Genomic DNA, 17,452 nt, shown 5'->3' with positions numbered 1-17,452 from the left:
ATATCTGCAAAAAAAGTTCACCCGCCTGCCAAAAGTGTCAGACGGGTGAAATATAAGAAACATTTATGTTAAATTATTTTCCAAAAACACGTTTAAAGATCATATCTTCGTATCTGGTATAGTATCCGAGGTCGAAAACTTCATCCAGCTCAGTTGTATTCAGATACTCTCCGATAGCGGCATCGGCTCTGATACTGTCAGGGAAGGAAACTTTGTTTTCCCAGCAGTGCATTGCAACCTTCTGGACCATTTCGTATGCGCGCTGACGTTCCAGTCCCTTGTTCACCAGACCGATGAGTACCCGCTGAGAATAGAACAGTCCGTATGAAGCCATCAGATTACGGTCCATATTGTCACCGTTAATCTTAAGACGTTTCAGAACGCCGGTCATACGGGCAAGGATGTAATCCATAAGTATAGTGGAATCGGGCATGATCACACGTTCAACAGAGGAGTGGCTGATGTCGCGCTCATGCCACAGAGGCATGTTTTCCATGGAAGCAACAGCATTGGTGCGGACGAGACGGGAAAGGCCGCACAGGTTTTCAGCGGAAATAGGATTCTTTTTATGAGGCATTGCCGAAGAGCCTTTCTGCCCTTTGCTGAATCCTTCTTCAACTTCCAATACTTCAGTTCTCTGGAGATGGCGCAGTTCCACGCCAAGACGTTCAATACCACCTGCAATCAGGGCCAGAGCGGTAAAGAATGCCGCATGGCGGTCACGCTGAACAATCTGTGTTGAGATGGGATCAACCTGAAGATCAAGCAGTTCGCATGTAATACGCTCAACTTCAGGATCAAGCATTGCGTATGTTCCCACTGCTCCTGAAATTTTACCAACTGCAACACCTTTTACGGCAGCTTCAAAACGTTCACGATGACGTGAAAATTCAGCATAAAATCCAGCCATTTTCAGGCCGAAACTGGTAGGTTCGGCATGTATGCCATGGGTTCTGCCCATACACATGCGACCTTTATTATTGTGTGCCATTTCTTTGAGCACATCAAGAAAAGTGTCAAACACATCCAGAATCATCCGGCCTGCACGATGGAGAAGAACGCCGTTTGCTGTGTCCACAATATCTGAGGAAGTACAGCCAAGATGAATAAAACGAGATGAAGGTCCGACTTTTTCTTCAACAGCGGTAAGAAAAGCGATTACATCATGTTTTGTTTTTTCTTCGATCTTAAGAATGCGATCAAGCTCGAAGTCAGCCTTCTCGCGGATATTCTTCATATCTTCAGCGGGAATTCTGCCAAGCTTGTGCCAGGCCTCGCATACGGCAACTTCGACTTCAAGCCATACTCTGAACCTGTTTTCAAGTGTCCAGATGTTTCCCATCGCGGGGCGGGTGTATCTTTCAATCATTTTATAAAATCCGTCTCATAAGGTTATTAATTTTAGCTTTGCCCAAAAAGCAAACGGCCCGGAAAAAAACCGGGCCGTTGACCATACCGATCAGGTGGTAGCACCGCCGGATTCTTTAGTTGAACTGGCGGACTCTTTAACTGGGGGCTTGCTAGCTGTTGAATCAGCTGCCCCGGAACATCCGGTAGAAGAACTCTTACCGGCAGCCTGGTCTGTCTTGCAATAACCACTTGCATACCAGCCTCCACCCTTCAAAACGAAGGTGGAGTTGGATATTACTTTAGTGGCTTTTCCGCCACAGACAGGACATTCAAGTTCCTTGTCTTCAAAATCAGTTTGCCATTCTTCGAATATCTGCTGACATTCATGACATTGATATTCATATATAGGCATAGTTCCCTCCGAATAAAAAACGCTTTCATTCATAAGCTTAAACTATGAATGAAACCGGAAAAGAAAACACGAGGGGCGCTTTATTGCAGTGATATGCGTCCAGCTTCTATGTTCCTATCCCAATAATAAAATCTTAATTATTTAGCTGCAGCAGCTTTTGCTTCTTTGATACGGGCTTTCAGTCTTTTTTCACGACGTTTACGTCTGCGATCAATCTCTTTAGTACGCTCAACTTTCTTGTGCCTGCTCATACGGCATTCCTCCTTATATTAATTTCGCTCTGAATTACACGTTAAATGCAACAAAGAAGGTGTTACTACCCCAAAATGAACCGACTTGTAAAGACCGGTAATCACAAATCAGAGGTACGTTTTTAATATACCTACCAGAGAAAACAGTGCGATATCCTTATGATGATAATACATGAAACTGACATGGCAAGGGCATAAAAAGTTTACTTACCTTCAAAACGCCAGAAATCCACTCTTGACGACACCCATTATGATGACCATATAAGAGGTCACCTTTCAAAACAAAGAATTGCCATGCTGAGGAGATAAAATGAAGAACAGTGCTTTTATTAAAGCGATTGAAGACATAACTGAAGTTTTCAGGTTCGATTTCTGGATGAGATTCTATTACATCTTTGAAGAAAATAATAAATTATACCTGAGAGTTCCTGACAAAGTATTGCAGGAAATTGATGAAAAAAATCCTGCAATGACAGGTCTTGTTGAAATGCTGAACAATGATGAGATAGATCAGCAGAAATCAACAAATTCTGTCTGTTCCTATGTTGGAGCAAGATTTGACGGAACCAAATTCAGTTCCAAAATCGTTCCCCGTGTTTTCGACTCCAAGCAGTTCAAGATCAATATGTATCTTTTCAATCTCTGGATTAAAGGACATGAATCCTATCTCGAATCAGAGATTATGAGTTTCGAAGAGTGGAAAGAACTCTATGAAGGCTGGATCAGCCAGAAAGAAGTTCAGGATTATATTGCCAAGCTTCAAGATTCAAAAGAGATTGAAATGCTCACCGTTCCCGGAACACAGACCATTCAATAATAGTAAATCGCCATTATACATTAATATATAGGCCGGGTTGCAGCTCACGCAATCCGGCCTTTTCTATATTTGAAATAGACTGAATAATACTTCTATCACAAAGAAAGCGATCTCTTAAGGAACTGAAATCAACAGACTCTTCCCTCACCATTTTGCAGTTCTTCGGGCTATACATAAAAAATCTGTTTTTCCCTGAAGATATCTCCTGATGCAAACTCTTTGCTCAAAACCAGCATTAAAGAAACAAATTTCCGGTTTGAGAATATCAGATTCCAATCTTTCCTCTATTCCGATTTTTGATGATATTATTCTAATAGAAATTACTCTTCTACTCTTATAAACACGCCAACTATACTCTGAATAATCCAAGCAGGCTCAAGGGGACTTTCCTCCCCATTTATACCCTTTTTAGAGCTGTGACCAAGCTGTTTTGACTATTGCAATTCTTTTAGTGTAAACATATCTCTAATTTAGATTAATATCCTTTATTTTCAATAGTATATAAGCTTCATTAAAGGCACATCCAGACCGTACAACTGGCATTGAAAAAGCCCAAAAAATCAACAATACGGATATGAATTTGATAGCATGCTTTTTATCACCTTTAATATTATCTCTAGATTTTTAGTTATACAATAGATCAAACCTTAGTTACCCCTATTTTGAGAACACGCTTGAGAAAAAAATAACACAAAAATAGATTTCATCTATAGATACGATCAACAAAATAATAAGTTTTAACTATTGACTTTTGGCTCAGATTTGAAGAAAAAATGGTTCTCAGGGAAATTATTGTGAACCATTCTAATGCGTTGCACGTATTCCTAATTGTTAACACGGTAGAGGCACGTTTTCCTAAATCTGGTACAACATTGCTTTATCAAGTGAGGTCCGCATGTTGCCCATGATAATCGCTATTGCCATCTTGTTACCCCTGGTGGCAGCTGTAGCATGTTACTTTCTCCGCGTGAGTGCTATCCGTTCGCTGATTGTGCTCGTAACCGGAGTCTGTGTTGCTATAGCATCCCTGGCTCTATTCGGTCAGGGATCGTTTACTTATTCGCCCGGCACAGCATTTGGAATCGGTTGGGATTCTATTGTCACCCTGGCGGATTTCGTACTGCTGTTCGTAATTCTATATTACGCGTTCAGGCTGAAGAACCAGCTCATCAAGATTTTTGCAGTTCTGCAGATTGTCCCGCTGGCTTTCTTCGAATTCTTTATGGTTGACCACGCTAAAGAGGTCCCGGCTTTCTTTGCCGATAATCTTTCGCTGATAATGGTCGCCATAATCTCAATCGTCGGTTCTCTGATCTGCTTCTTCGCTATTCCGTATATGAAAGAGCATGAAGAACACCTGCATCTGGAAAAATCCAGACAGCCGCAATTTTTCTTCTATCTTGTTCTTTTTATCGGCGCAATGAACGGACTCGTACTGGCAAACAACATCCTGTGGCTTTACTTCTTTTTTGAAGTCACAACTTTCTGTTCTTTCATGCTCATCGGACATGACCAGACAGAAATCGCTGTTAAAAACGCTACCCGCGCTTTGTGGCTAAACTCTTTGGGCGGTGTGTCATTCGTTTTCGGTATGATCTACGCCTACACTGTTTCCGGGACACTCAGTCTACAGGAAATCATTGCCGCCGGCCCTATGGCTGGAGCTATGCTGGTTCCTCTGGGACTTCTCTGCCTCGCAGGCTTCACCAAAGCGGCGCAGATTCCCTTCCAGAGCTGGCTGCTCGGAGCCATGGTTGCACCGACACCGGTCTCAGCCCTGCTTCACTCAAGCACAATGGTAAAGGCCGGAGTCTACATAGTACTGCGCCTGGCCCCGGCATATGCGGGCACTTTCCTTAGTGAAGGTATAGCACTCTGCGGAGCATTCACCTTTATTGCATGCGCTGCCATTGCAATCAGTCAGAGTAACGGTAAGAAAGTTCTTGCCTACTCTACCATCTCAAACCTTGGTCTTATTATTTGCTGCGCAGGGATAAATTCTCCCTGGTCTATCACCGCGGCAATTATCCTGATCATATTCCACGCTGTTTCGAAGGCTCTGCTCTTCCTCTGCGTTGGAACAATTGAGCATGGTATCGGCAGCCGAAACATTGAAGACATGCATGGTCTCTATCTCAAGATGCCCCGCACCGCGATAATCACCATTATCGGCATAATGACAATGGTACTCCCTCCTTTCGGAGTTCTGCTCGGCAAGTGGATGGCTATTGAATCCGCTACCGGGGATATGTTTGTTGTAACAATGCTCGCTATGGGAAGTGCCCTTTCGGTGATCTTCTGGGTACGCTGGGCCGGAATTCTGCTTACAGCTCCCATCCGCAAGGGTGTTCCGGCTGAAAAGCAGTCAATACTGACCAGAATACCTCTCACCGGACTTGCCGCAGGATCAGTGATTCTTTCACTGCTTTCACCTGTCATTTATTCAAGTCTGATCAAACCGATGATAGGAAAAGGTTTCGACATAAGCATGGGAATATTCTCGACTCCCGCCGGTGTCTTTGCCGTCTATCCTATCTTCATAGTTCTTGCCGCTGCTTTCATCTATGCATGGATGGAAACCAAAAAGTCTTCAACAGAGCAGAACTCCGCCACCTACATGTGCGGTGCCAACGTTCTGGACAAGGACTCTCAGGCCTTTATCGGCCCTATGAACCAGCCTGTGGAAATAAGTGCCAGCAACTATTACCTTGAGAAAGTCTTCGGTGAAGACAAACTCACTGTTGCCGTCAATTTCATAGCGATGTTCCTCATCGTCCTTATGCTGGGAGGAGCTCTCTAATGAAAACACTGATACTGATCATACTCGGAATTGTTGTTGCTCCGTTTCTCGGCGGCCTGATCGCCGGTCTGGACCGCAAAATAACCGCAAGGTTTCAGTCCCGTTTCGGCCCTCCGATCGTACAGCCCTTCTTTGATGTGGCAAAACTGTTCGGCAAGGTAAAAGTAGTCAACAACTTCTGGCAGGTTTTCTGTGCCTGGATTTATGTAATCGCCGCAGCCCTGTCAGTAGGTTTGTTTTTTGCCCAGTCCGACCTGCTGCTGATCTTCTTTGTTCAGGCTATCGGAGCAGTCTTTCTGGTCATGGGTGCGCTTTCCACTCCCTCACCATACAGTCAGGTGGGAGCACAGCGTGAACTGATTCAGATCCTGACCTACGAACCATTAATCATCCTTGTTTTCGTATCCATATATCTGGTTACCGGAAGCTTCAGGATTGATGAAATATTACAGTACAGCCAGCCGCTTATGCACAAACTGCCGCTTATGTTCATTGTGCTCGGCTACGCTCTTACCATCAAGCTCAGAAAATCTCCTTTTGACTTTTCCACTTCGCATCATGCGCATCAGGAACTGGTCAAAGGTGTTCTCACCGAGTTCTCTGGACCATACCTCGGACTTATTGAAATTGCCCACTGGTATGAAACCATTCTGATTCTCGGAATCTGCGCTCTGTTCTGGCACACCAGTTTTATCGGAATGGTAATTCTGCTGGTAACAACTTACCTTGCTGAAATACTCATTGATAATACTATGGCGCGCATGACCTGGCGCTGGATGCTCGGATACGTCTGGAGCATTGGTCTGGCCATGTCTTTCGTCAACCTCATCTGGCTGTACGCAGGTTAAACTATGTTTAAGAAATTCATCAGCAAATCACGCGCCAAATCTCCCTGGATCATGCATTTTGACGGCGGGAGCTGCAACGGTTGCGATATCGAAGTTCTGGCATGTCTTACCCCGCTCTATGACGTTGAACGCTTCGGCATAGTTAACGTGGGTAACCCGAAGCACGCTGATGTCCTGCTTGTTACCGGGACTATAAACCACCGCAATGCCAAGGTGCTGCGCAATATCTATGATCAAATGCCCGATCCTAAAGGTGTTATTGCCATCGGTGCATGCGGTCTTTCAGGCGGAATATTCCGTGAATGCTACAACGTTCTAGGCGGAGTGGACAAAGTAATACCCGTTGACGTCTACGTTCCGGGATGCCCGGCCAAGCCCGAAGCCATCATCGACGGCGTTGTCGCAGCCCTCGGAAAATTCGAAGGTCTTAAAGGCTAAAGCCATAAAATTGCGAGGATTACGACGTGCTTGAAAATCTAAAAGAAATAACTCTGGACACTGTAGTCGGTGAAGCTAGCAAAATGAAAACCGACGGACAGCGATTCGTAACCATGACCTGCACCGAACTGGATGCAGAATATGTGGATATACTTTATCACTTTGATAAAGATGAAGTAATTACCAACTTCAGGCTCAAAGCCCAAAAGGATGTTCCGGTACCTTCCATAAGCGGAGTATTTTTATCTGCCCTGCTGGTGGAAAACGAAATTCAAGACCAGTTCGCAATGAAGTTTGAAGGTCTTGCAATTGATTTCGGACGCACCCTTTACCTTGATGCGGAGATCACGACCATCCCCTTGTGTAACAACACCAAGGCGATGACAGTTAAAAAATAATTCGTCTTCCCGGATGGAAGCTAGACGACAACAATAATAGGGTAAACTATGGCACGCACCATCATACCTTTCGGTCCGCAGCATCCGGTTCTACCGGAGCCGCTGCACTTGAAGCTCGTCGTGGAAGACGAGATAGTGAAGGAAGCCATTCCTGCGCTTGGATATGTCCATAGAGGACTTGAAAAGCTTGCTGAAATTCGTGACTACAATCAGATGATTCAGATCGTTGAAAGGGTCTGTGGAATCTGCTCAATGATTCATTCTCTGTGTTATTGTCAGGGAATTGAAGAAATGATGGGTATTGAAGTTCCGGAAAGAGCTAAATATCTGCGCACGATATGGTCTGAACTTCATCGTATGCACAGCCATCTGTTGTGGCTCGGACTCTTTGCCGATGCATTCGGCTTTGAAGCCCTTTTCATGCAGCTCTGGCGCATTCGTGAACGTATTCTTGATATCAACGAGGCAACCACAGGAAGCCGCGTTATCGTATCCGTTAATGTTGTTGGCGGTGTCCGTCAGGACCTTACCAACGAACAGATTGCATGGATACTTTCTGAAGTAAAAGAAGCGGAAAAAGACATTCTGCAGATCAAATCAACCCTGCTCGAAGATTACACAGTCTGCAAACGCACCAAGGGTGTGGGAGTAATGACTAAAGAACAGGCTTATGACCTTGGAGCTGCTGGTCCGACTCTTCGCGGCAGCGGAGTTGCTTCGGATATGCGTCTGCTGAAATATGCCGCTTTCGATAAAATTGATTTTGAACCAATAGTTGAAACTTCCGGAGACTGCTGGGCAAGATCAACAGTCCGCTTCCGTGAGACTCTCCAGTCAGTAGATCTGGTGCGTCAGGCAATAGCAGGACTTCCCAAAGGTGACATTTCTGTCCCGGTTAAGGGAAATCCTGAAGGCGAACTGGTTACCCGCGTGGAACAGCCCCGCGGTGAATGCCTCTATTACCTTAAAGGTAACGGCAAGAAGTTCCTTGAGAGGGTACGCATCAGGACACCAACATTCGCAAATATTCCTACTCTGCTGACAATGCTGCCTAACTGCGAACTGGCTGATGTTCCGGTCATAGTACTGTCAATCGACCCGTGCATCAGCTGCACTGAACGCTAGGAGGACGTGACATGCTGAACCTGACACCAACAGTATTAAAGAACCTCATCTCAAAAAGCTCGACACGCATGTACCCCGTGGAAGTGCGTGAACCTTTCGAGAAATACCGTGGTGAGCTTTTCAACGACATAGACAGCTGCATTTTCTGCAAAAAATGCCAGATGAAATGCCCCTCCCAGTGCATAACCGTAACCAAAGACAAAGAGGCAGGAGTCGGCAAGTGGATCTGCGATCCTTTTGCCTGCGTATATTGCGGAATCTGCGTCGACGCATGCCCCACCAACAGCCTTTATATGAAACCCAAACATCGTGCACCGGCAACGGAAAGGCAGATGATCGAAATGGAAGCTAAAATTAAAGTTAAGAAAAAAAATCCCGAGAAATAGGCTTCCATTTCCCCCATAAGACTGAAAATCCCGTCAACATTTGTTGACGGGATTTTTTTTAATTCACGATCCTAAAAATTAAAACAAAGTCATTTCAATTTAATATCCAGATTGGCAAGCAGAGAAACCGCCTCCGGAAGAGAAAAGACGGCCTGATGAAGTTTATTTGAATCAGCACTCATAAAATAGTTTCTGGAGGTACTGAAATCAGCATAACTTAAATCAGATTGATGAAACTGACACTGACCCAAATCACATTCAGAAAATTTAACTTTTTGCAATTTTGAATTGCTGAAAACAGATTCTTTCAGAGAACATTTTTCAAATTTAACCTTTGTCAGATTCATATCACTGAAAGAATTACTCTCAAGTATACAGCCTTTAAAGACAGCTATTATGACAACCCCGGCTGTATTCCAGTTAATTCCCAATAATTTTGATTCAATAAAATCTACATTGATAATTTTAGTGTTATCAAATTTAGCCAGACTTAAATTGCAATTTATAAATTTACATTTTTTGAAATCACAATTTCTTATTTCAGCAAACTGAAAATTACATCTTGAAAAGCTGCAATCATAAAACACACAATCTTCTAAGACTTCACCGTCAAAATCCAGCTTCGCATAAGAAATATTTTTATTTTGAGATCCTGACTCCGGTGATGTCATTTCATATCCTGTGCTCTTAAAAACTAATAACCATTCAAAATATATAAATAAAATATTTTATACTTTTAAATCAAGCTCAGCGTCAGTGGAATCAATCCACAGTGGTAAAGAGCTGACTTCAACTCCGCAAATTCTTACCTTAAAGCAGTGAAGCCGCATGCAGTTCTGTTTTGATTTAAGACCGTATTTCATATCACCGACAATGGGAAAACCACGTTCAGCCAGCTGAACCCTTAGCTGATGGGTTCGGCCTGTCAGCAATTTGATGATTAAAAGACTCCTGTCTGAACTTTTAACAGATTTAACTTCGGCAAGTGCTGTTTTGCCAGCTCCGGTGGCCATGCGTTCCTTTCCCGGAGCACCCTGCTTAATCATTTTATCTTCCATAAGGGTCCACCCTTTTTTGGACCAATGGCCTTCAACCTCAGCAAGATAAAATTTATCCGCATTTCTATTTTTGAAAGACTCAGAAAGCTCCTTCAAACCACGATGAGATTTTCCACAAAAAACTATGCCTGAAGTATCTCTATCCAGCCTATGTGCCGGAGCAGGGATAAAAACTTTACCGCTGAACATCGCTTTTAAGCGGTCAGCCACACTGTCAGAGTGACCTGATCCGCCTTGAACCGGCAAGCCACCGGGTTTGTTCACGACAAGGATATCATCATTTTCAAAAATTATATCGAGATGTTCTAAAGTCTGAATGTCAGCTTCTTTTTCATCAGCAGAAAAGCGGTATGGAGGAATGCGTACAGTCTGGCCTTCCTTTACGATATCAAACGGTTTTTTGCGCCCTTTATCAACACGCACGTCACCTTTGCGAATCCAGCGCATGATAGCAGAGCGCGGAACCCCGCCATTTACCCTTCTTTCCAGAAAACGAACTAACTTCTGTCCGGCTTCTTCTCTGGCAACCTTTACAAATATTGCAGGCATATCAATATGTATAAAAATATCAGCCCATCAATCCGGGCAGGAAAGTAACTGTCTGAGGTATGGCCATAAGTATGGCAACCATCACCGCATAAGCCCCCATAAACCAGGTAACTCCGAGAAAAACCCTGTCCATGGCTACATCTTCAGCCATTGAAGCGACGATAAAGGTATTAACACCCACAGGAGGTGTTATCGCTCCCATTGAGGTCACTACTGTGACTAGAACACCAAACCAGACCGGATCATAACCCATAGCCGAAACCATGGGGAAAAATATCGGTATCGTTATCAGTAAAAGTGCAAGGGCATCCATAACCATGCCGCCAATAACGTAAATTACGCAGACCAGCAGGATTATTACTGTTGAGGGAATAGGAAGAGTAGAGACAAAATCCGCAACTTCAAACGGAAGCCGGGTGACGGCAAGAAATTTACCGAAAATAACCGCCCCGACAATGATGACCATGATCATACAGGATACTTTAATAGTATCACTGACAGCACTTACATATTTTTTAAAAGTCAGTTTGCCGGAAACTATACTGATGACAGATGCAAGAGCAGATCCCGCAGCCCCGGCTTCAGTAGGAGTAAAAAAGCCTGCAAACAGTCCGCCCATGACCAGTATAAATAAGGCTATCATTTCCACAGATCCGGGCAGTGTCAGCAATTTCTGTTTGAACGACAGTCTTGGACCGGACGGACCCCAGTCAGGATTCATTCTGCACATCAGGGTTATTGTTAATAAAAACAATATACACAGCAGCAATCCCGGTAGAACTCCTCCCAGAAAAAGACGGCCTATGGACTCCCCCGTCTGAAGACCGATTATTATCAGTACGACACTTGGAGGAATAACAACTCCCAGAGTTGCTCCCGATGCAACCGCTCCGGTGCTCAGGACCGGATTATAGCGAAATTTTTTCATCTCCGGCAGTGCAACAGTGCTCATTGTTGCAGCTGTAGCTGTATTTGAACCGCATATAGCAGCAAATCCGGCACAGGCCAGAACAGTTGCCATAGCCACACCGCCACGGATATGCCCCATCCACGCATAGGCCGCTTTGTAAAGCCGCTCGTTGACCCCGGAATAAAAACAAATCTGCCCCATTAGTATAAAAAGAGGGATAACTGTCAGTCCATAAGATGAAAAAACATTCCAGATTTCAGAACCGACCATACCGTAGGCTGCACGCATGTTGGTGATAATGGCAAAACCGATAAACCCCACTATACCCAGAGCAAAACCAACCGGCAGGCGCAGCATGAGAATTATTAAAAGAAGCCCGACAATTCCTATCAGGCCTATAGTTACAGGTTCCATTCAGTTACGCCCGCTTTGTTTTTTGAGGTTCAAAAAAGACCCGAAGCATTTCCATAAAGAGGACAAAAGCTATGCAGAGGTAGCCGAAGGCAACTGCAAAAACAAATGGGTAATAAACAATTCCCAATGTTTCAGATAATTCACCGATATCAAGAACAAAACTGCCCCAGTTGAAGACTTCGCGGGCGCAGAGCAGAAAAAAAAGGCATGAAACAAGCAGAGTCAGAAAATCCAGAATCTTTTGCAGCAGTGGCGGGAAAGAGTTAAAGAACAATCCGACAGAGATATGGCTTTTATTTATCTGTGAAATTCCAAGGGCAAAAGAGGCCACAACCGCACCCAGATATCCCATAAGCTCAAAAGTCCCCTGAACAGGAACCCATACAGCTCTGAAAAACATATTTGCACAGGCCAGCAGCATCATGAGTGTTAGAGCAACACCTGAGATCACTGCTAGAACATTGCATACTTTTCTGGAAACCTGCTCCATTCTGTTTAAAATCATTCTACTATCTCACTACGCTGTGAAGGGTAAGCATGCCACAAGACTTCAAAACTAACGGGACGGTTCATATTTAGTTTTTTTAGATTCTACAAAGTTAAGGACAGCTTCAGCATCAACGCCTTTTGCTGAAGAGATTTTCTTCCAGTCCTCAATCAGCGGAGCAGTTCTTTTAGACATTTCAGCCTGATCACTTTCACTGAGTTTTATGATCTCAATTCCATATTTTTCTTTTGACCATTTTAAGGCTTCTTCAACATGCTTATCCATATAATTACCGGTCCACTCAGCCTGCTCTCTGCCAAGATCGGTAAGAACTTTTTTTACATCGTCAGACAAACTGTTCCATGTACGCAGGTTCATAATTACCGCAAAAGGATAAACAGCTGCGTTTGTTTCAGTCTCATAGCGGCATATTTCAGCAAAATTGAAGTCTTTAAGAACTTCAAACGAGGAAAACAAACCTTTGACAACGCCCTTCTGGAGTGATTCCGGGGTTTCGCTCATGGGCATGGAAACCGGAGTTGCCCCGAGTGAATCAAGTATTGAGGAAAGTATCCCCGAAGCCCTGACTTCAAGGCCCTTCAAATCGGCAAGGGAGCGCACGGGCACTTTGCTCATTATGTTTGAAGGAGCAGAAGCGAACATTGTAAGGACTTTGACTCTCTTAAATTCTTTAGGATTGTATTTCTGAAAAAGTTCCCACAAAGCAAGGCTTGCGGAAGTTGAAGAAGTGAAACCGAGAGGGAGCTCCATAACCGAGCAAAGCGGAAAAACTCCGGGATGGTAAGCAAGACTGATACAACCGATGTCGGCCTGACCGGCCATAACTCCACGCAGGGTATTTTTAGCTCCGAGCAGCGTTGATCCGGGGTATGTCTGAATTTTGATCTTACCAGCTGTCCTTTTTTCAACCTCTGTTTTCCATCGTTCCATCTGAACACATGGAAATGTTTTGGCTGGAGGAAAATTGGCATAGCTCAATGTAGTTGCAGCTGAAGCAGGAATGCTTAACGCAAAAATAGCAACCATCACCAAAGCAACAAGACAACACCTGAAGATACAAAAAATACGCATTTCAACTCCCCCGGAACTCATCTTAAATTTTAATTAAAAAAAGGCCCCCGTCCAAAAGACGGAGGCCGGATTCGCTTATTATACTATTTTCCACCCGGAAGAGAAAGTTCATAAGAAACAAGGAAAGTCTTCCTGTACTTGATGCCCAAAGCTCCGGGGAAGGTGTTGAGAATACAATAAAGTTCATCTTCACCGTCATTATCAACATCAGCAAGTCCGTAAGAAGTAACCGTACCTTTGATACGGCGGGTCTTCCATGCGAGGTTGAGGCCTACGCCGTCCCAGAATTCGGAATGAATTTCACCCTGAGAAAAAGACCTATAGTTGCTGAACAACTGGGAAGCTACGGAAACATCTCTGTTCAACAGAACTTCCTGCTTGGCTGGGTCACTTATTGAGGCGATCAGGACCGGCATGGGGATGAAAAGGTAGCTTTCCATTTTGGTGGCCGCACTGTCAGGATTAAGACCCGCAAAGTTGGAACCAAGTTCAACTTTCACCGGTGTAGAGTTATATGATTCTTCAGACTGGTAAAGCGGTTCCAGATCTTTATTATAAACAGCTATATTACCTCTTTTACCGATAACAAGAACTTTATATCCGTCTTTCTGAGGCAGATAGGAAAGGTTGAACACGTTTGTAAACTGAGGAACTCTAAGCTTTCTGACCGGCATCAGTTTGCCTTTGGAAAGCATGTACTCTGTTACGTCCTTAGAATAAAATGTTCTGGTGGAGTTAACCTTCTGACCAACCAGAGAAGGAGTGAAACTCGGCGGCATACGCACAACAGTCAGGAAGAGTTTGAGATCATCATTTATAGCTCTGGCAACACCATTTTTAAAGGAAATGATAAAGCTGTGAGCCCTGTCGTCACGGAGACTGGTGGCAACAACTTCCTGAACGCCGTCACCGTCAAGATCAATGCCGCTGACCCGCAGGGGATTAGATCTGGCGAACAGGTTGTATTCAACATTTTTTTTCAAATGCTGCCCAATAATATCATAAACAATAACTTCGCTATCGGTTAAAATAATGAAGTTTGCCTTGCCATCACCGGTAACATCAGCAACGAATCCACCGCGGTTGACAATATTTACACTCTGGCTCCGCCACATACCGGGAGTTGATGCTCCGCCTTCATATCTGAACTGCGGGTTAATCTTACTTTCCATAGGCTTTCCGGCAGATGAAGCCATCACGATAAACGGATTATTCGGGCCATCAGGTCTTGCTGCTTCCAGCTTTTTCTCTTTAGCCCTGTCCTCGGAAGTCTGCCCCGGCTTTTCAAAAAGGTCGCTCTGTATATCTTTGGCAAGGTCATCAAGACTGGGAATAAGGTCATTTATATTGGTCTTGGAATTTTTATTCCAGACCTTACCATCTTTATTAGTAATCTTGACATCAACAGAAACATCATCACCGGCTACCATCAAAGTTCCAAGGATAAGATAATCTGCAGAAAGACGCTGTGCAGTTTTAAGTTCCTCTATTTTTCCGGACGGACGATCCTTTTCGGACAAATCTTTTGAACCCGGAATAGGTTCAAAATGTCCTGTCCAGTTAAGGCGTGAACTCATCATGGATTGCACTCCACGGCTCAGATACTGATACTGTGAAGGACCGTTCACTTCAAAAGGAAAAACAGCATAACTCCTTGCAGAGCCAGCGCTATGTGCGACTCCGGCCGCAAGAACGAAAAGCATAGTTATAAAAACTGAAACAATTTTTTTTGCGAACATTTTCTAATCAAACCTCCGGTAGACTTAAAGCATACCATCTAAAATTATTGGGCAACCATTTAAATTCAGTTTTTTATTCAATATTTTCCAACAGTTTAATACATCGTCATAACATCGGTTTTATCTGATGCCGATCATGCCGGTTAATTAGACACTCTTTACCAGCTAACCTCGTGTGACGCAAAACAAACATTGAGCACACCAACCGATACTTGTCAAAGCCTGCGGGCTGTTTTATCCATCCATTTCCTGCGGCAGACACCTTTAAAAAAGTAAACTCAGCTGCTCGCAGTTTTTTAAAATATGAAAAACAAACTCCGTACTTTCAGACTGGTCTGCCGGGAAGACGAAACATCTTATGTCGAAGATCTGCTCAGATCGCAAGGCTTTGATTTCGAACCGGAACCTTTTTATTCCATGGCAAGGGTTCTGACCAACGAGCCTTTCCCGTTGGGTGACTCACTTGCTGCACGCTTCGGTCGAATTTATATTCAGGACAGATCATCCATGCTGCCACCACTGATGCTGGCACCGGACAAAGGGGCCGCAGCAATTGATATGTGCGCCAGCCCGGGAAGTAAAACCGGCCTGCTGGCTCTCCTCACAGGTCAGGATGGCTTTGTTCTCGCCAGTGAACCGTCACGCGACAGGCTGGCTACATTACGCCAGAATCTGCGCCGGGTTCAAGCCGTTAATTCCGCAACAGTAAACTATGAATCCCAGAACCTGCCCCTGCCGTCATCCTGCTGGGAATGGATACTGCTTGATCCTCCATGCAGCGGATGGGGTACTGTTGAAAAAAACCCGAAAGTTATGGAGTTATGGGGCGAGGGTAAAACAGCTCCACTTGTCACCTTGCAAAAACAGCTGCTTCAAAAAGCATACGATCTTTTAGCGCCCGGAGGAAAGATTCTCTACTCCACATGCACGACCAATATAGAAGAAAACGAAGAGCAGACACGATTTGCAACCGAGGAACTGGGTTTTGAGCTTTTAAAACTTCCTTATCCTGCCGGATTCACCATAGCGGAACCACTATTGCCCAATATGGATGGAGTGCTTAGAGTGGATGGGTCCGGAGGCGGACAGGGATTTTACTTATGCGCCCTGCGGAAAAAAGAAGGACTTGAAGCTGAAAAACCAGATCCGTGCGATCTTCCGGGAAAAAGGCTTGATTTGAACAAAATTTCAACTCCTGACTCCGTAGATCTTTCAGCTCTTCCAGATGGGGAACTATACGATTTTAACGGTAAGGCTCTGTTTTTACATCGCCATGCTCTAAAAAATCTCCCCCGTGAAATACGCTGGATGGGATTTCCTGTCGGCAAAGTGGTGAAAAATATTTTCCGTCCTGATCCTTTTGCCAGAGTTCTTTTACCCGAAACACCGGATAAAAAGGCCCTTGTGATAGAAAACAGTGCTGATCTCAAAAATCTTCTGACCGGACAAAGTCTGGAAGCAGCGGATAAAGGCAAGACTCAGGTTGGACTTTTTTATAAAAATCTCAGACTCGGATTTGTCAGCCAGAAAGGCAGACGCTATGTCTGGAGTGAAAAATAAACTGCCCTTTTAAGCGGCAGAAATTTAATAAACCAGAGGATTAAATGAACGGAGTTTCCAGAAGGCTTGCCAGACTGTTTGATACAGAAAGCCTCAACTCACTGATTCTGGCCCTTGACCACGGAGCCAACGAAGGGATGATACCTGGCCTTGGCGGTATTCCTGATATTTTGAGAGCAATGCCCAGACACAGGGTTCAGGGAGTGATTCTCAACAAAGGGCTGGCAAACCATTACAGCAAAATTGTCCCTGTGGAAGCGAACCTTATCATTCAGCTCAACGCAGGCACCCGTCACGGAACACCTACATACAATAAGAGCCTTGTCTGCTCTATTCAGGAAGCATTGCGTTTAGGTGCAGACGCGGTTTCAATCCACGTCAATATCGGCAATGAATTCGAAGACAGAATGCTCTCTGAAATGGGTGAAGCAACTGATGAAGCTCACAAATACGGACTCCCCGTACTCGCCACTGTTTTTGCAAGGGGAGCTTCAGTTATAAACGAACATGACCCCAGCCTTGTGGCACACTGCATACGCATCGGAGCAGAACTAGGGCCCGATATAGTCGCGGTTCCTTACCCGCATAACGGTGGAACTTTCAATGAGGCTGTAAAAGCGAGTCCCATTCCGGTTCTGGTAACAGGAGGTCCGCTGGGACAGGATATCGAAGGAACTTTAGCTAATGTCAGCAAAGGGCTTGCCGCAGGCTGCCGAGGCTGCTGTATAGGCAGAAATATTTTCCAGACCGAAGTACCGGCGGAGAGCATGGCCGAGTTTGCAAAAGTAACCCATAAAAGTAATTAATTTAAAATAGTT

17 protein-coding genes are annotated in these 17,452 nt (G+C 44.5%); 9 read left to right on the top strand and 8 right to left on the bottom strand.

The features are described 5' to 3' along the window. Nucleotides 1-73 precede the first annotated feature (73 nt). Nucleotides 74-1,369, bottom strand: coding sequence for an adenylosuccinate lyase (gene purB, locus G496_RS0108530; protein WP_027178915.1), 1,296 nt, complete (start codon nt 1,367-1,369; stop codon nt 74-76). Nucleotides 1,370-1,459: 90 nt separating this feature from the next. Continuing rightward, the gene (locus G496_RS0108525) at nt 1,460-1,762 is read right to left on the bottom strand and encodes an FmdB family zinc ribbon protein (protein WP_027178914.1); all 303 of its coding nucleotides are present in this window, start codon (nt 1,760-1,762) and stop codon (nt 1,460-1,462) included. Nucleotides 1,763-2,323: 561 nt separating this feature from the next. Between G496_RS0108525 and G496_RS0108515 the strand changes: the two genes are divergently transcribed. The 7 genes from G496_RS0108515 (at nt 2,324) to G496_RS0108485 (ending at nt 8,825) form a co-directional block, all read left to right on the top strand. Then, nucleotides 2,324-2,830, top strand: coding sequence for a hypothetical protein (locus tag G496_RS0108515; RefSeq protein ID WP_027178913.1), 507 nt, complete (start codon nt 2,324-2,326; stop codon nt 2,828-2,830). A gap of 895 nt (nt 2,831-3,725) precedes the next feature. Continuing rightward, a complete protein-coding gene (locus G496_RS0108510; RefSeq protein ID WP_027178912.1) occupies nt 3,726-5,630 on the top strand; it encodes an NADH-quinone oxidoreductase subunit 5 family protein in 1,905 nt (634 codons plus the stop codon). Beyond that, on the top strand, nt 5,630-6,478 hold the full coding sequence (locus G496_RS0108505) for a respiratory chain complex I subunit 1 family protein (RefSeq protein ID WP_027178911.1): 849 nt from the start codon (nt 5,630-5,632) through the stop codon (nt 6,476-6,478). The genes G496_RS0108510 and G496_RS0108505 overlap by 1 nt, the downstream gene beginning before the upstream one ends. A gap of 3 nt (nt 6,479-6,481) precedes the next feature. Continuing rightward, nucleotides 6,482-6,916: an NADH-quinone oxidoreductase subunit B family protein gene (locus G496_RS0108500; RefSeq protein WP_027178910.1), complete on the top strand. Its 435-nt coding sequence runs from the start codon at nt 6,482-6,484 to the stop codon at nt 6,914-6,916. A gap of 26 nt (nt 6,917-6,942) precedes the next feature. Then, nucleotides 6,943-7,314 (top strand): NADH-quinone oxidoreductase subunit C, encoded by a 372-nt coding sequence (locus G496_RS0108495; RefSeq protein ID WP_027178909.1) that lies wholly within the window; start codon nt 6,943-6,945, stop codon nt 7,312-7,314. A 48-nt stretch (nt 7,315-7,362) separates the two neighbouring features. Continuing rightward, nucleotides 7,363-8,439 carry a hydrogenase large subunit gene (locus tag G496_RS0108490; protein ID WP_027178908.1) on the top strand — a complete coding sequence of 359 codons (1,077 nt, stop codon included), beginning with the start codon at nt 7,363-7,365 and terminating at the stop codon, nt 8,437-8,439. Between the two features lie 11 nt (nt 8,440-8,450). Continuing rightward, a complete protein-coding gene (locus tag G496_RS0108485; RefSeq protein ID WP_027178907.1) occupies nt 8,451-8,825 on the top strand; it encodes a 4Fe-4S dicluster domain-containing protein in 375 nt (124 codons plus the stop codon). Nucleotides 8,826-8,914: 89 nt separating this feature from the next. On the opposite strand, the gene G496_RS0108480 is transcribed toward G496_RS0108485, so the two are convergent. From G496_RS0108480 to G496_RS0108455, 6 genes are all read right to left on the bottom strand, one after another. Continuing rightward, a complete protein-coding gene (locus tag G496_RS0108480) occupies nt 8,915-9,496 on the bottom strand; it encodes a pentapeptide repeat-containing protein (RefSeq protein WP_027178906.1) in 582 nt (193 codons plus the stop codon). 57 nt (nt 9,497-9,553) lie between these two features. Then, the gene (locus G496_RS19210) at nt 9,554-10,432 is read right to left on the bottom strand and encodes a pseudouridine synthase (protein WP_051294929.1); all 879 of its coding nucleotides are present in this window, start codon (nt 10,430-10,432) and stop codon (nt 9,554-9,556) included. Nucleotides 10,433-10,451: 19 nt separating this feature from the next. Beyond that, nucleotides 10,452-11,756 (bottom strand): TRAP transporter large permease, encoded by a 1,305-nt coding sequence (locus tag G496_RS0108470; protein WP_027178905.1) that lies wholly within the window; start codon nt 11,754-11,756, stop codon nt 10,452-10,454. A 4-nt stretch (nt 11,757-11,760) separates the two neighbouring features. Beyond that, nucleotides 11,761-12,261 carry a TRAP transporter small permease gene (locus tag G496_RS0108465; RefSeq protein WP_245577884.1) on the bottom strand — a complete coding sequence of 167 codons (501 nt, stop codon included), beginning with the start codon at nt 12,259-12,261 and terminating at the stop codon, nt 11,761-11,763. A gap of 51 nt (nt 12,262-12,312) precedes the next feature. Beyond that, on the bottom strand, nt 12,313-13,335 hold the full coding sequence (locus tag G496_RS0108460; protein WP_027178903.1) for a TRAP transporter substrate-binding protein: 1,023 nt from the start codon (nt 13,333-13,335) through the stop codon (nt 12,313-12,315). 83 nt (nt 13,336-13,418) lie between these two features. Continuing rightward, nucleotides 13,419-15,074 (bottom strand): FG-GAP repeat domain-containing protein, encoded by a 1,656-nt coding sequence (locus G496_RS0108455; protein ID WP_027178902.1) that lies wholly within the window; start codon nt 15,072-15,074, stop codon nt 13,419-13,421. Between the two features lie 303 nt (nt 15,075-15,377). Between G496_RS0108455 and G496_RS0108450 the strand changes: the two genes are divergently transcribed. Then, on the top strand, nt 15,378-16,634 hold the full coding sequence (locus G496_RS0108450; protein ID WP_027178901.1) for an RsmB/NOP family class I SAM-dependent RNA methyltransferase: 1,257 nt from the start codon (nt 15,378-15,380) through the stop codon (nt 16,632-16,634). Between the two features lie 44 nt (nt 16,635-16,678). Continuing rightward, a complete protein-coding gene (locus G496_RS0108445) occupies nt 16,679-17,440 on the top strand; it encodes a class I fructose-bisphosphate aldolase (RefSeq protein WP_027178900.1) in 762 nt (253 codons plus the stop codon). The last annotated feature ends 12 nt before the right edge of the window (nt 17,441-17,452 follow it).

The organism is Maridesulfovibrio bastinii DSM 16055 (assembly GCF_000429985.1).
In the GTDB taxonomy this organism is placed as follows: domain Bacteria; phylum Desulfobacterota; class Desulfovibrionia; order Desulfovibrionales; family Desulfovibrionaceae; genus Maridesulfovibrio; species Maridesulfovibrio bastinii.
The sequence above is the reverse complement of the archived record's forward strand: the minus strand, read 5'-3'. Positions and strand labels throughout refer to the sequence as shown.